Here is a 13954-nt window from a genome sequence, read left to right as displayed (position 1 = left end):
ATAATATGAGCGCAAATTTGTTAAAAGATCACAATTATTTCTTGAAGAACACGATCAAGGCAGGTATTTGCATCCGATATGTCCGGGGGATGTTGGATTGGTAAGAAAAAAAGAATGCCATACCTCTTCGGCATAGCATCTCTTCTTATTTCTGTTCAAACCGGACCGGTTACCTTTCGGCTTTCCAGCCCACATGTTTTTCAATGGCGGCAATCATTTTCCCAGCGATGTCCTTGTTAGTCGCCGACTCGATGCCTTCCAGTCCGGGCGACGAATTGATCTCCAGCAAGAGCGGTCCCTTTGCCGAACGGATGATGTCTACACCCGCCACTTTCAGGTTCATGGTTTTGGCCGCCTTGATGGCGATGCGTTTTTCTTCAGGCGTCACTTTCACCACCGAAGCCGTTCCGCCCTGGTGCAGGTTGGCCCGGAATTCGCCGGGAGCAGCTTCCCGCTGGATAGACGCCACCACTTTGCCATCGATGACAAAACAGCGGATATCTTTTCCGTTGGCTTCCTTGACAAACTCCTGAACGAGAATGTTGGCATGCAAGCTCTTGAAGGCATTGATGACACTCTCGGCTGCCTTTTTGGTTTCGGTCAGCACAACGCCTTTCCCCTGCGTACCTTCCAGCAACTTCACAATCAAGGGCGAACCACCTACCATCTTAATCAAATCAGAGGTATCGAGCGGCGAGTTGGCAAAACCGGTCGTCGGAATTTCCAGACCATTTTGCAGCAACAACTGCAGCGAGAAAAGCTTGTCGCGCGACTGACTGATGGCTGCCGCCGAATTGAGCGTAAATATCTTAAGCGCCTCGAACTGGCGGGTCAACGCACATCCGTAGAAAGTCTGGCTGGGCCGGATGCGTGGAATAACCGCATCCAAATCATTCAAAATCCGTCCTCCCCTGTAGTGAATTTCCGGATTGGTGGCATCGAGCTTCATATAACAGTGCCGAATGTTCAGGAAATGCATCTCGTGGCCACGCGCTTCGCCGGCTTCCATGATGCGCTGATTGCTGTAGAGGTTGGGATCAGAAGCCAAAAGCCCGATCTTCAAACCTTGTCGAGCCGGCTGATTTGGCTGGTATAACTCGTTCAGGTGTGCCGTTGATTTCTGACCAAACAAAAAGCGGGCTTCGGGGTCGACCAGCATACGGCCGCTCATTGCCTCACGTCCGAGCAACATGCGGTAACCCATTGAGTCGCGGTTGGCCAGCGTCAGTTCAATCTCCCACGATGCCTCACCCAACGCTACAGATGTTTTAATCACATATCTGCGCTCGCTGATGCCGCTGGAACTCTTCACCGTACGGCGGTCGACGATTTCTGCCTCACAATGAACGGAGGTCTTTCCGTCATTCTGAATAGGAGGAATGTCGAAATTCACCCACGGTATACCCTCTTTCTTGAAAGGCTGAATGTTGATGGCATGAATGGAAGAGGTTTTAGCACCGGAATCAACCCGGGCTTTAATGGCCGGAATGTTTAAATCAGGAAGAGAACACCACTCTTCGCTTCCAACAATAATCTTGTTTTCGTTTATCATGTTAAATCTTCATTCGATATTCAATTCATATATAGTCTGTAAATTCAGATTTTTTGCCTGAATATCGCTCGTCATCATATTGATAATTGGTTTTTTATAGTCGTTTCCCAACGACTGATTTGCAGGTGCAAATAAATCTTTTTTTTGGATTTCATGCGTGTTTTACGTTACCCTTACCATAAAAATGCTTAATTTTTTTCGCGCTTTTTCGTTTTTTCCCTTTACGGGAAACCAGGCGAGAAGTTCATCATCCGGACAATTCATTTGATTTAACCGATATAAACCTTCAGATAATGAGAAAATTATTTTTGCTTCTTCTGTTTCTTTCCAGTTTTATGAATATGTCAAAAGCTCAAACACCGGTGGTGCCGGAACTCACAAAAGAAAAGGCAGCGCAGTTTGCCGATCTGGTCCTGAAGAATGTCGATAAGATTTATCCGAATAAAATCAGTCATACCATGAACGGGCCCCAGGATGCGCAAACGCCTAACCGGTTGCATCCTGCTTTTTATGGTTGTTTCGACTGGCACTCAGCTGTGCACGGTCATTGGTTACTTGTTCGTTTGTTGAAAATGTATCCCGACTTACCACAGCGAAAGCAGATCATCGATGTGTTGAACCGGCATTTTACGAAAGAGAATATACAAACCGAGGTTGCCTATTTTCAGGCACCGGGGCGTGAAAGTTTCGAACGGCCCTACGGATGGGGATGGCTGCTCAAGCTTCAGGCCGAATTGTTGACCTGGGACAATCCAAACGGAAAAGAGTGGGCGAATATACTGGCGCCATTGGCGCAGGAGATCGTTCAACGTTACCATTTTTACCTGCCGGGATTGTACTATCCCATTCGGAGAGGTGTTCATGAAAACACGGCACTGGGATTGTTGCTGGCGCTCGATTATGCCAAAGTAACCCGGGATTCGATATTCGAAAACTTACTGAAAGAAAGAGCGCTGTTTTATTATGAGAACGATAAAAATATACCAGCGGCCTGGGAACCGGGAGGTGATGATTTCCTCTCGCCATCACTTATCGAAGCCGATTTGATGCTGCGCGTTCTCGATCGGGAAGCTTTTCAAAAGTGGTTCTGGACTTTCCTGCCACAAATCCCCGAATCGTTGCAGCATCCGGCAGTCGTCAGCGATCGGGCCGATCCCAAAGGAGTACATCTCGATGGTTTGAATCTGAGCCGTGCCTGGTGCATGTTCGACATAGCGAAGGAATTTCCGCCGGAGAGTGTGATGGCTCGTCAGTTGATTCAAATGGCCCATCAACACGCCGCCGATGCCTTGCCACATGTGTTGTCGGAAAACTATGTTGGTTCGCACTGGCTGGCTACCTTCGCCGTTTACATGTACGATTCGATGGGGAAGATGGATTGATTTAGTGTTTGTCGGAAAAGTTTTCTGATAATAAGCAAATGTCACAACATGTTTTTGAAACTCATATTTTGAGACGGCTGAATATTCAAATCTGTTACATTTGCCGATGTTAAACTAATAAATCCAAAGGCATGAATCTATATTTTCCTGAAAACTACAAGCCACTTCTCGATTTGAAGAACACGGAGAAGGCTATCAAGTTTGTGAAAGATTTTTTCCAGGAGAACCTGTCTGCAGAACTGAGACTACGGAGGGTGACGGCGCCGCTTTTTGTTTTGAAGGGAACCGGCGTAAATGATGATCTAAACGGCGTTGAACGACCTGTTTCGTTTCCGGTAAAGGAATTCGACGATAAAGAGGCGGAGGTTGTCCAATCACTCGCCAAATGGAAGCGCATGATGCTGGCGAAATACGGCATCCCGGTAGGTTATGGAATTTATACCGACATGAATGCCATCCGGGCAGATGAAGAACTCTCGAATATGCATTCACTGTATGTCGATCAGTGGGATTGGGAGAAAGTGATTACCTCGGAACAGCGGTCGCTGAATTTTCTGAAAAAAGTGGTTCGGCAGATTTATGCTGTGTTGCTGCGGACGGAGTTTATGGTTTATGAAAATTATCCCAAACTGAAGCCGTCGCTACCCGAAGAGATTACGTTTATTCATGCAGAAGAACTGGCGGAGCGTTACCCAGATTTGACTCCCAAAGAGAGGGAAGACGAAGCCGCCAAATCCTACGGAGCGGTTTTCATTATCGGGATTGGCGGAACCATGGCGAATGGTGAAGTTCACGATGGAAGAGCACCGGATTATGATGACTGGTCCACGTCCAATGAAGACGGATATAAAGGACTAAATGGTGACATCATTGTTTGGAACAGTATACTCAACCGTTCCTTCGAATTGTCGTCGATGGGAATTCGGGTCGATAAGAAAGCACTTGAAAAACAGCTAAAGCTGACAGGCACGGAAGACCGCAAGCAACTATTATTTCATCAAAAACTGCTGAAGGGTGGATTGCCACTTTCCATTGGCGGCGGAATCGGGCAGTCGCGGTTGTGCATGTATTTCCTCCGGAAAGCGCATATCGGTGAGGTGCAGGCCAGTTTGTGGCCGGAAGATATGGTGCAGCAGTGTGCTGAGCATAATATTGTATTGGTTTAAGGAATAAAATCAGACAAAATATCCCTGTTTCCCTTTAGAGAACGGGGATATTTTATATATTTGCAGCGCAAAATAAAGGATGGTCTGGTAGCTCAACTGGATAGAGCAGCAGCCTTCTAAGCTGCCGGTTGCGGGTTCGAGTCCCGCCTGGATCACAGAAACCTAAGAACTTCGCAACTTAATTGATGCGGAGTTTTTGTTTTTTATCAGCCTAGATGTAAAATTCGACCGGGAGCATTAAAATAGGTTTGATATCTGTATTCCAAAGAACCACCCACTCCAAAAGCTGTTTTTGCCGTTCTGAAGCGCTCTTTCAATGTGGTTGGTATTGCTTGCGATCAGAATTTCTCCTGTTGTTTTTTTCAATGATTTTTGAGGGATGAAATAGTTCTTGGAAATACCACCTCTGAGACTGATATGTTTAAACAGGTCATAATTTAATCCATATCTCATGGTTAGTTTAAGCCCTTGAGTTGTCAGTTTTTTAGAATCGTGTATTGAGGTACTGCTGGCATCAGTCCAAAATGTAAATTTCTTGTTCAATGGAAAATTGCTTCCCAGCCCATATCCAAATCCGAGCCTGTTATTTCCTGCTGACAGATTAATGATTGAGTATAGTCTGGGATTTCCGGTCTTAAAATTGAAATCGATTGGGAAGGTTTCGTTGTGTGAGAATTCAAGTGAATATTTACCGTGTTTCACAATGTTTATCAAACCTACCTGAAAGCCCGTGTTGATAGTATCAGCGATATTAACCAGCCCCAATTGCAGACCGTTTAAAGCTTTCGTTGTGTTTAGAATCGTCGTTATCTGAACTCCCTGGGTTTTATTTCGGTTTAGGTTAATTAGCGAGGAAAGCTGCAAACCGTTTATCTCTGAACTCTCATTGTATAGTCCTGCGAGTTGTAATCCTCTGACCGTTTTTTTCGAAATGTTGGCTACCCCTGTAATTTCAACTCCTGCTACATCATCCTTGTCGATGTTAATCACACCGCTTACCTGAGCTCCGGTCACTTTTCCTTTGGCTACATTAAAAACACCGGCAACCTGGGCTCCATTGACGGTCTTCATAGCAGTGTTTGAAACGCCACTGATTTGCCCCCCGGAAATAGTACCCCGCAGGGAGTTATATACACCACTTACCTGGAAACCGTCGACATTGCTGAGGTCCATGGTATAAATTCCCGAAAATTGTGTTCCATGTACATCACCCAAAACAACGTTGGCAATGCCCGCAGCCTGGAAACCCTTGGCTTCTTTCTGGATAATATTGGCAATTCCACCAAACTCCGCCCCGCTTAGCCCTTTTGAATAACCGGCCAGGATATTGAAAGAAGCATGGTTGACTCTTAATCCTTTGACAAAAGAATTGGTTCCGGCTTTGGGTAAAAAAGAAAACTGCACCGGCATTATTTTCTCGGTATTAAGATTGGAGGAGGCATAAATTGCTTCCGGAGGTACGAGTCTTTGCACCAGTGATAAGTTTTCGAAGTCTTTCAGTTTCAGTTCTGCATCTTCCGTTCCGATGGGAGTCAGGGCGGTGGGAGAAGGTTCCCTTCGTTGCAATCTCAAATCGATTCTCTGGTTTCCCGGGGTAACATATATAATCGTGTCTTTATACGAGCGAAGTCTAACAAAAAGGCTGATGTTTTTATCATTTGTGTCAAAATCAAAGGCAAATGAGCCGTCTTTTTGGCTAATGACCAGCTTTTCATTTTCCGGGTCATAAACAATGGCAGAGTCCAGCGGAGCGTCTGAGCTATTGGCGATGTGACCAGTGATTTGGAATGAATTTTTCGCTTCGCTTTTTGGTGTACTGTTGATGATGATATGATTCTCGACTTGCTGGAACGTTGCCTCGTGTTGAAACAGCTCCTTTAGCGCATCGCGGACTTTGATATCCCGGGCTGAGAGAGACACCGTTTTGGTTTGGTCGATATTGTCGGGATTGTAAGCAAAAAAAAAGTTTCCCTGTTTTTCAATGTCTTTGAGTATCTCGCCAACGGTTGTGTTCTGAACATTAATAGTAATCCTAAGATTCAGCAGATTTTGCGTTTTTGCCACTTGACTGATAAGCAAAAAACTCAGAAAGAACAGAATGAAATGCTTAATCTTCACTTTTTTAGGGTAATATAATATTCATGATTCGATTTTTCATACCTCAATCCGTAGGTTTGCCCAATTACATTCAGAATTTCGTTAATGCTGTTGTCTTTAAACTGAGACGTAAAGCGCAAATTTGTATTCACTCCTTCATCAATACGAAAGCGGACTGGGTAACATTCTTCAAGATTTGAAAACACTTTATTCAGCGGCACATTATTAAAAATAAGTGTTTTGTCGATGCTGAAGAATTCGGAAGGATTTTGCTTGGTTTCTCTAATCCGGTAATCATTGGCAGGGATAAAGCCACTTTCACCTTTTCGGAGAGTTATGAAATTGACCTTAGGTTTCGTAAGCTTCACAACACCGGAGAGGACGTCAACATAAACGCCGTCATTTCTTACTACATTTACCTTAAACTGTGTCCCAAGAACCTCTACCTGGCCATAAAGAGTTTCAACGATAAACGCATGCATCGTATCTCTTTTTACATGAAAGAAGGCCTTTCCGCTCAGGCGGGCTGTTCGGATATTTGATTTTTTATTAAAAAAGTAGTCAAGCTTTGAGCCAGGATTGAGAATGACCTCCGTTCCGTCCGGCAGAACTTCCTTTTGAGACTGATTGTCGGCTGTAAATGTTACTTTGTCAGACTTTTCCGGAGTGAAGAGGAAAAGAGCAACAATTAGGATGGCAGCGACCGCTCCCACGTAAGGCAGAATGATTTTGTACATCGGTGTACGAAGCCTGGATTCTACATTCTCCCATGCAACATCGGGGTTTGGACGCTTTCTTTCATCAGTCGTGCTGTTCAACCAAATGGTCGCGAAACTTTCAAAATAAGCCCGGTTCTGCTCCGATTCTTCCATCCATACGGAAACCATTTCCTTTTCGGTCAAAGTTGCTTCGCCCGACAGAAATTTGGCTAATAAAGCATCATCGATATGTTTCGGCGTGTTATTCACATTTTTGGCTATGTAATGTTTTTTCAATTGTGGGTTGCGCCCCGTAAAACAAGGCAAATAAAACCAACGGAGATTCTCCTGCCAGTTCCGTTCTTAAACTGGAAAGTGCTTTCCCCATTTGGTTCTCGACGGTTTTTATCGATATTTCGAGCTTTTCAGCAATTTCCTTATACTTCAATCCATCCATCCTGCTCAGTAAAAAAACTTTCCGGCGTTCGGGCGGTAATTTCTCAATCGCTGCTTGAATTTTAGCATTCAATTCTTTTCCGATCAGCAGTTCATCCAGGCTCTCTCCAACATAATTTATCTCATCTTTATTAGCTATTTCATAATGTCTTATAACGTTTTTGTGTTTTAGATAATTAAGAGCCGTATTACGTACCATTTGATACAGATAAGCCTTAACGGAGGTTGCTATGGTAATTCTCTTTTTGTCAGTCCACAACTTGAAAAACACTTCCTGGACAATATCCTCACTCAGACTGTAGTCCGTTACAAAACCATACGCATAGGCACACAGAATTGAATAGTGTTTTTTAAACAATATTTCGAAACCAGATTTTGTTTGCCAATTAGTACCGGTAGCTTCCATTCAAAAGGATTGTAGCTGCGAATCGATCTCAATATTGAAACATAGCAATTGTTGTATAAAAATATGAGAAAAACCGATCCGCAGCAACAATGATGATTTTGGTTTTTATAACTTGATTACTACTCCCGCGTTTGCGCCAATCCATAAGGAGGTTGTGTGATAACGGCCTTTGCCTTCAATAATCGAATAGGGGATCCGGAACGGATCGGTCGTCTTTTTGCTGTTCTTTTCAATATAACAGTTGAATGTCGGTCCGATTTTTAGCGCGATGTGTTTGGTCAAATCGTATTGATAATCCAGATTAGCTTGATTCAGGAAATCAGGTATGTATTTAAAATCATGCTCAAAGAACTGAGTAGTAATGAGCTCGAGATTGATTTTGTGCTTAGATGTGATATTAAAGATGGTTCCAAGGCCCGCCCCAGCACTGTAAAACTGCGTACTGTTACGAAAGTTAACGCCAAACTGAAAAATGGTATATAGCTTTTCGACTCCCATTTTGTAAGAAATCTGGCTGAACAATCTTTCATCTGTCGACAATTCGAAAGCATAATAACCATCCCTAAAAATGTTAATCACCCCGAGAGGTATAATGGAGTCACTCACTGCCTGTCCAATATTGACAACGCCTAACTGGAATCCCTTTCCTCTTGGTGTAATATTCACCACTCCAATTTGAGCTCCTTTTACACGTTTCGTAGCAATATTAATGGTCGATAGCTGCAACCCTTTTAACGTTCTGGCGGAATTGAATACACCCGAAACCATTGCTCCGTTTACATCTTTCCGGGTGATGTTTGAAAGGCCCGAAACGACAACGCCGGAACTGTTTTCGGTAGTTGTGTTGCAAACTCCGGCTATTTGCCATCCTTTTTGGTTTCCCTTCACCATATTACTTACTCCGGCAAGTTGCACTCCATTCATTGTTTGGCTGGTGTCCGCCGTGGCCTGGATTATTCCAGTCGTACTTTTAGCAGCAACGATGTTGAAAACCCCGGCCAATTGAAAGCCGTTCACATTACCTTTAACAATATTCCCAACAGAACCTAATTCGAAGCCGTTCACACCACCAGTCATTCCATAGATAGTATTGAATGAAAATTTATAATTGTGGTCAGTTGAACTGAGGCCAGAGGAGCCAATGGGGTAGAAGAATGTCAATTGAGCTTTCTTTTCGGTCTGAGCTTCAGATTTTTTTGCAACGATCAAAAAGAACAGCATCGTGGCTAATAAGAAATAAATCTTGTTCATTTTTTCCCTTTTACGTTTTTAATTCTTTTGTCGATGCTGTGACAACTTCCTTTTAAAATCCCCCTATCGAAAAGGAATTTTTTTGTTTATGGAAAAGATAATATGTGCGGTAAGTGTAATGTGTTGTTCTTCAGGGCGAAGTTTAGCGACGTTTTAGAGTATCTTAAGTATTAGAATGAAAATTTCATCGCAAATCGGTCTGCGCTTCTGGATTTGGCTCAAGAAAAGTCCAAGTTTTATAACTCGGACTTTTTTTGTATATTTTTATGTTATCTTGAATTGATAGTTTGAAGTGAATAACGCTAACTGCCATTAAATGAGAAAGGATTCAAAAAAAAATCCTGAAAACTAAACAATAAAACATTCAAATAAACGTAATATCTTTGAGAGAAATTAAAATCCTTCTTCGCCGAAAAACCATTCGATTATGAAAAAAATTCAGTTTAAAATAGCTCTCATCACTTTATTTCTGGGGTTAAGTGGCTTGCTAAAAGCTCAGGAAGTGGATGTTGCACAACTTCAGCGCAAGGCTGTTTCCAACGATCCGGTAGCACAATTTACACTGGCTACGTATTACGAAGCGGGGCATGGAGTAAATCGAAATGCGAAAGCAGCCCGGTATTGGTATTTCAAATCGGCGGAAGCCGGTTACGAAAAAGCGGAGTACCGGCTGAGCCAGTTGTACCAGTTCGGTAAACTTGGTCTTTCGCAAAATATCGACAGTTCAAGGTACTGGCAGAAGAAAGCCGGATACGATGGGAACCTGGATGCCCAGAAGGAGCTGTTTCATCATTTTGATAAAGTACAGCCGGAACAGGAAGCCGCTCTTTACTGGATGCGCAGATGTGCCGAGAACGGCGACAGCGTATACATGTACCTGTTGGCGAAAGCATACGCTGACAAAAAGTTTGGGGAAAAGGATGCGGATGCTGAATCGTATAACTGGTATCTGAAGTCGGCAGAAGCCGGGTACCGGTTGGCGCAGACCGAAATGGGAAATATATACCTGATGGGAATCGGCCGGAAAAAAGATTTCGGACAGGCGATGGACTGGTTCAAGAAGGCTGCGGAGCAAAACGAACATGCTGCCTTGTACAACATAGGTACAATGTATGAAAAAGGGGAGGGCGTAGAGAAGAATCATCGGCGGGCCTTTAGCTATTATAGAAAAGCCAGTGAAAATGGAGATGTAGTAGCCAAATTTTATATTGGTGTGAATTACGTGTTGGGTGACGTTGTCCGTCGGAACCTGAAGCAAGCAGCGAAATATTTCAATGAGTATTATGGGGAAAGTGATGATGAATTCCTCAAAAGTGAAGCGTTGAGATATTGGAAGCGATATAAACTGGATGACTTCCTGAGTAAGAATGATGAGCGTTACATCGATTTAAAAAAGGAAAAAAGGGCAGACAAACCACGAAAGAATTCGCTTTTTTAGATATTATTGGTTAATAAATCTTCAAGGACGGCTTTTGCCGTCCTTTTTTTGTTTTTCCGGATTCCGTTGACCGAACCTCAGTTTTTATAATGATTCTAACCGGATATCTGTGTTTTAATCATTAACTTAAGCCTATTCAAACCAAAAAAAACAGATTGAAATCATGGGAAAACGTGGAATTGACATCCTTAATCTGGATGTAGAAAAACTCATTAAAACATTAAATGAAGCATTAAGTGAAGAATGGCTGGCATATTATCAGTATTGGATTGGAGCCCGGGTGATAGAAGGTCCCATGCGTAGCGAGGTAGAACCGGAGCTGATGATTCATGCCGACCAGGAATTGAATCATGCTGTTATGGTGGCCGACCGTATTGTGCAATTAGGCGGAACACCGGTGCTGAACCCGGCGGAGTGGGTGAAGCTAAGCAAATGCAAATATGAAGAACCGACCGATCCGTATATCGAATTGGTGCTCAATCAGAACCTCGATGCTGAGCGTTGCGCCATTCAGCGGTATAAGGACATAGCCGATTTTACATACGGGAAGGACCATACAACCTATCAAATGGCCACCACGATTTTGAATGAAGAGTTGGAGCACGAGCAGGAGATTGAGGATTGGCTGGCCGATTTGGAAAGAATGAAACAAGATTTTCTCAAGTTACGTAAATAGCTGAAAACACTTCCCAAACTTGAGATAGTGGTCATTTTCCTACGGGAGAGTGACCATTTTTCTTTTACGTCATCCTGGTATGAGTAGTTCTTGTCAGGAAATTCGGTGGTAGCCAGTCAGTTCGAACCGGAAATAATCCAAATCTCCTTCCGGAAGTTTCCACGAAACGGTTCCTTTAAACGGTATCATAAAACCCGCTGCATCGCGGTATTCTTCCATCTGAGCCATCCATTTATCCAGCTCGAAGTGACCGTGTATTTCGCGGTAGCGTTTGGCAGTAAACATTTCTACCTGCCCCAATGCATTAATATGAAATACGCCCTCCGCAGTTGTATTACCTGCTTTGATCACTGCCATGGCTGAATTCTCGTCCATTGGGTGCCAGGTTATTTTGTCGCTCAAAAAAGCTGTGGGATACCAAACCATTTCACCCAGGTAGCGCATAAGCGAACCCTGATCGATTTCGCGGGTTTCGGCAATGGCCAGATTGCGCAAGCCCAAGAAATTGATGCGCATACTTCCTTTTTTACCATCGAACATATCTCTTACCAGGATGGGAAATGTATTGGCCCGCCACAGAAATCCGGGCTTCGTTGTTGAGACAAATTGCTCCGCTCTGAACGGCATCCATTTCTGTTCTTTGTCCGTCCTGATTTCGCCCTTCTGGCTGATGCGCAGACGCAGCAACTCTCTTTTATTCACAACTCCGGCATAATTCAGATAGCGTTTGACAGGTTCGGGAAGCCCATTAAGTTTGTCGGCCCGAATCACTCCTGGAAGTGAGCTTTCATCGGCTGACATCAAGCGGTTTACTTCCCGCGATATTTTTCCTCTGAACACCAGCGAACCGGTGAGAATAACCAACAGTGACAAAACAACAATTCCGGCAAGAATCATTAATACAATGCTCATACTTATCGGGTATTTAAGTTCGACCCGATCAAAGTTAAAAGGAATATAAGGAAAGGCAAAAAGAGTGACGAGTCTTTGTTAAAATAGTTTTTGATTGAATCTGATTCTTTTCGGGTTAAAATTTTCAATTCAGGATAAAAAGGAACCCTCTGTAAGTCTCCAGTTATCTTACAGAGGGTTTTAGGTATAATAATATAATAATGGGGTAGCAACTTAATGGCTGAAAATTGAATTTCAGCTTATTTTACACCGATTAACCGAATTACATTGGCACATCCGTTATGGAACGGCCCTTCCTGCAATTCGATTTCTTCTTTCCATGTTTTCAATTCGCCTAATTCCTGAAAATCATTTCTCAATTCTTCTTCCGAAAAAAGCATCTCGATATCTCGCGGACCACCTGTGCGGTTATGAATCTGTTCTTTCGAGAAACCTTCCAGAATAAATGTGCCACCAGGTTTCAGAAAACTCAGCATTCGTCTGTGCCTTTGCGTTCTGTCAGCAGCTGAAGCGTGGGCATACACCATGGCAACGCAGTCGAAATGCTCTTCGGGCATCAAAACCTGGTTGTATCCGGCAAGTTGGTATTGAATATGAACACCCTGCTGTTCGGCTAACCGCATTGCCTTTTTCCGGCCTTCGGTACTGGTGTCGAATGCAGTTACTTTCCATCCCTGCGATGCGGCATAAACCGAATTCCTTCCTTCACCTTCAGCCGGCAATAAAAGTTTTCCCGGGGTTAGCTTTTCCAGTGCTGCCCTGAAAAACTCATTGGGGCTGGTTCCATAAACATATTCTTCAGCTGCATATCGCTGATCCCACATCGTACTGCTCATCTTTCCGTTATTAATCGTAGAGTGATATTATAGTAACCTGAAGCTTTCAAAAAGGTTGACCGGAATTCGTTAAAAAAGGTGAAGGAATGAGCACAAAAAAGCGGGCAAGAATTTTTCCCGCCCGCAGTCAATTCAATGGGATTATATTTCCGGAAATTACAGAATATTTCCCGCTTCGTCCATTTCAGCTTTGGGGTTATATACAATTTCGATCATGAATCCATTCGGATCACTAACGTACCCACGGTAGCCGCCCCAAAAAACGGTCTCGGCCTCCCTGACTACTTTGACTCCGTGCTTCTCGAGTTTGAATATCACATCGTCAACTTCGGCTTTTGTGCGGGTATTATACGATATGGTAAAATTACTGAAACATTTTGCACCGGGTACCGTCTCAGCATCGCTGGCCAGTGCTTCAACCGGGTACAACGCCAGGATGAGGCCGTTCAGTTTATAAAAAATAATATTTCCGGTACTTTCTTCTGTTTTCTTCCATCCCAGCAGATTGCTGTAAAAATTCTCTGATTCTTTCAGATTTCTAACGCCGAGCGTTATATACGAGATTCTTTGTTCCATGATATGTGTTATGATTTAGTGTAATATTGGTTGTTTCAAATATCTTCAGCTTTCGCTTTCATCTCATATGTGGTCGGGTTTTTCCACGGTTAGCTGGTTGCGTACTTCGCCGGTATTGACAATTGTTCCGGGCTCGAAAAGCAGAATGCTGACTTCTTCTTTTGCTATTGGTCGGTGTTCAACTCCACGCGGGATGATAATCAGTTCTCCTTCATGAACCTCAATTGTTTTATCCCGAAGCTCCATGGTAAACGAGCCGTTGATGACCATGAAAAGCTCATCTTCGTTTTCATGGCTATGCCACACGAAATCTCCCTGGAATTTAACCACCTTCACCTGTTGGTGATTAAGTTGACCGATTACCTTTGGGCTCCAATGGTCGCTAAACTTGGCGAATTTTTCTTCTAAATTGATTTTTTCGATTTGAGACATTCCCAAATTTTTTATTTTCACCTATCCTCAATTTACATACACCCAATAATTCCATCAGAGGGGTATTCTCATCACA

General features: G+C 43.4%; 13 protein-coding genes, 1 tRNA gene and 1 pseudogene. 5 read left to right on the top strand and 10 right to left on the bottom strand.

The annotated features are described in order from the left end of the window. Window positions 1-169: 169 nt before the first annotated feature. Both rimK and GJU87_RS21805 read right to left on the bottom strand, forming a co-directional pair. On the bottom strand, window positions 170-1063 hold the full coding sequence (gene rimK / locus GJU87_RS21810) for a 30S ribosomal protein S6--L-glutamate ligase (RefSeq protein WP_373921488.1): 894 nt from the start codon (window positions 1061-1063) through the stop codon (window positions 170-172). Window positions 1064-1141: 78 nt separating this feature from the next. After that, a pseudogene (locus GJU87_RS21805) lies at window positions 1142-1552 on the bottom strand (ATP-dependent zinc protease); the annotation flags it as partial. 293 nt (window positions 1553-1845) lie between these two features. On the opposite strand from GJU87_RS21805, the gene GJU87_RS08585 reads away from it, so the two are divergent. From GJU87_RS08585 to GJU87_RS08575, 3 genes are all read left to right on the top strand, one after another. Further along, window positions 1846-2934, top strand: coding sequence for a DUF2891 domain-containing protein (locus tag GJU87_RS08585; RefSeq protein WP_228491915.1), 1089 nt, complete (start codon window positions 1846-1848; stop codon window positions 2932-2934). 131 nt (window positions 2935-3065) lie between these two features. After that, a complete protein-coding gene (asnA, locus tag GJU87_RS08580; protein WP_153639141.1) occupies window positions 3066-4100 on the top strand; it encodes an aspartate--ammonia ligase in 1035 nt (344 codons plus the stop codon). Between the two features lie 81 nt (window positions 4101-4181). Next, window positions 4182-4255, top strand: a tRNA-Arg gene (locus tag GJU87_RS08575). 82 nt (window positions 4256-4337) lie between these two features. Here the strand turns inward: GJU87_RS08575 and GJU87_RS08570 are convergent. The 4 genes from GJU87_RS08570 to GJU87_RS08555 all read right to left on the bottom strand — a co-directional run bounded on the left by GJU87_RS08570 (window position 4338) and on the right by GJU87_RS08555 (window position 9008). Continuing rightward, a complete protein-coding gene (locus GJU87_RS08570) occupies window positions 4338-6218 on the bottom strand; it encodes an STN domain-containing protein (protein ID WP_153639140.1) in 1881 nt (626 codons plus the stop codon). Then, on the bottom strand, window positions 6215-7165 hold the full coding sequence (locus GJU87_RS08565; protein ID WP_153639139.1) for a FecR family protein: 951 nt from the start codon (window positions 7163-7165) through the stop codon (window positions 6215-6217). Before GJU87_RS08565 ends, GJU87_RS08570 begins: the two co-directional genes overlap by 4 nt. After that, window positions 7158-7757: an RNA polymerase sigma-70 factor gene (locus tag GJU87_RS08560; protein ID WP_153639138.1), complete on the bottom strand. Its 600-nt coding sequence runs from the start codon at window positions 7755-7757 to the stop codon at window positions 7158-7160. Before GJU87_RS08560 ends, GJU87_RS08565 begins: the two co-directional genes overlap by 8 nt. A 105-nt stretch (window positions 7758-7862) precedes the next feature. Next, complete coding sequence (locus GJU87_RS08555) at window positions 7863-9008, bottom strand: LA_2272 family surface repeat-containing protein (protein ID WP_153639137.1); 1146 nt, start codon at window positions 9006-9008, stop codon at window positions 7863-7865. 427 nt (window positions 9009-9435) lie between these two features. Between GJU87_RS08555 and GJU87_RS08550 the strand changes: the two genes are divergently transcribed. Continuing rightward, window positions 9436-10446 (top strand): tetratricopeptide repeat protein, encoded by a 1011-nt coding sequence (locus tag GJU87_RS08550; protein WP_153639136.1) that lies wholly within the window; start codon window positions 9436-9438, stop codon window positions 10444-10446. Window positions 10447-10609: 163 nt separating this feature from the next. Then, on the top strand, window positions 10610-11122 hold the full coding sequence (locus GJU87_RS08545) for a ferritin-like domain-containing protein (protein WP_106542863.1): 513 nt from the start codon (window positions 10610-10612) through the stop codon (window positions 11120-11122). Window positions 11123-11215: 93 nt separating this feature from the next. Here GJU87_RS08545 and GJU87_RS08540 read toward each other — a convergent pair whose 3' ends face one another. The 4 genes from GJU87_RS08540 to GJU87_RS08520 form a co-directional block, all read right to left on the bottom strand. After that, a complete protein-coding gene (locus GJU87_RS08540) occupies window positions 11216-12034 on the bottom strand; it encodes a DUF6544 family protein (RefSeq protein ID WP_153639135.1) in 819 nt (272 codons plus the stop codon). Between the two features lie 239 nt (window positions 12035-12273). Next, window positions 12274-12870, bottom strand: a complete 597-nt coding sequence (locus tag GJU87_RS08535; RefSeq protein WP_153639134.1) for a class I SAM-dependent methyltransferase — start codon at window positions 12868-12870, stop codon at window positions 12274-12276. Between the two features lie 156 nt (window positions 12871-13026). Then, the gene (locus GJU87_RS08525) at window positions 13027-13446 is read right to left on the bottom strand and encodes a VOC family protein (protein ID WP_106542856.1); all 420 of its coding nucleotides are present in this window, start codon (window positions 13444-13446) and stop codon (window positions 13027-13029) included. 63 nt (window positions 13447-13509) lie between these two features. Then, entirely contained in the window at window positions 13510-13878 is a 369-nt protein-coding gene (locus tag GJU87_RS08520) for a cupin domain-containing protein (protein ID WP_153639133.1), read from the bottom strand. Window positions 13879-13954: the final 76 nt, after the last annotated feature.

This window comes from Prolixibacter sp. NT017, from assembly GCF_009617875.1.
Classification (GTDB): Bacteria; Bacteroidota; Bacteroidia; order Bacteroidales; family Prolixibacteraceae; genus Prolixibacter.
The sequence above is the reverse complement of the archived record's forward strand: the minus strand, read 5'-3'. Positions and strand labels throughout refer to the sequence as shown.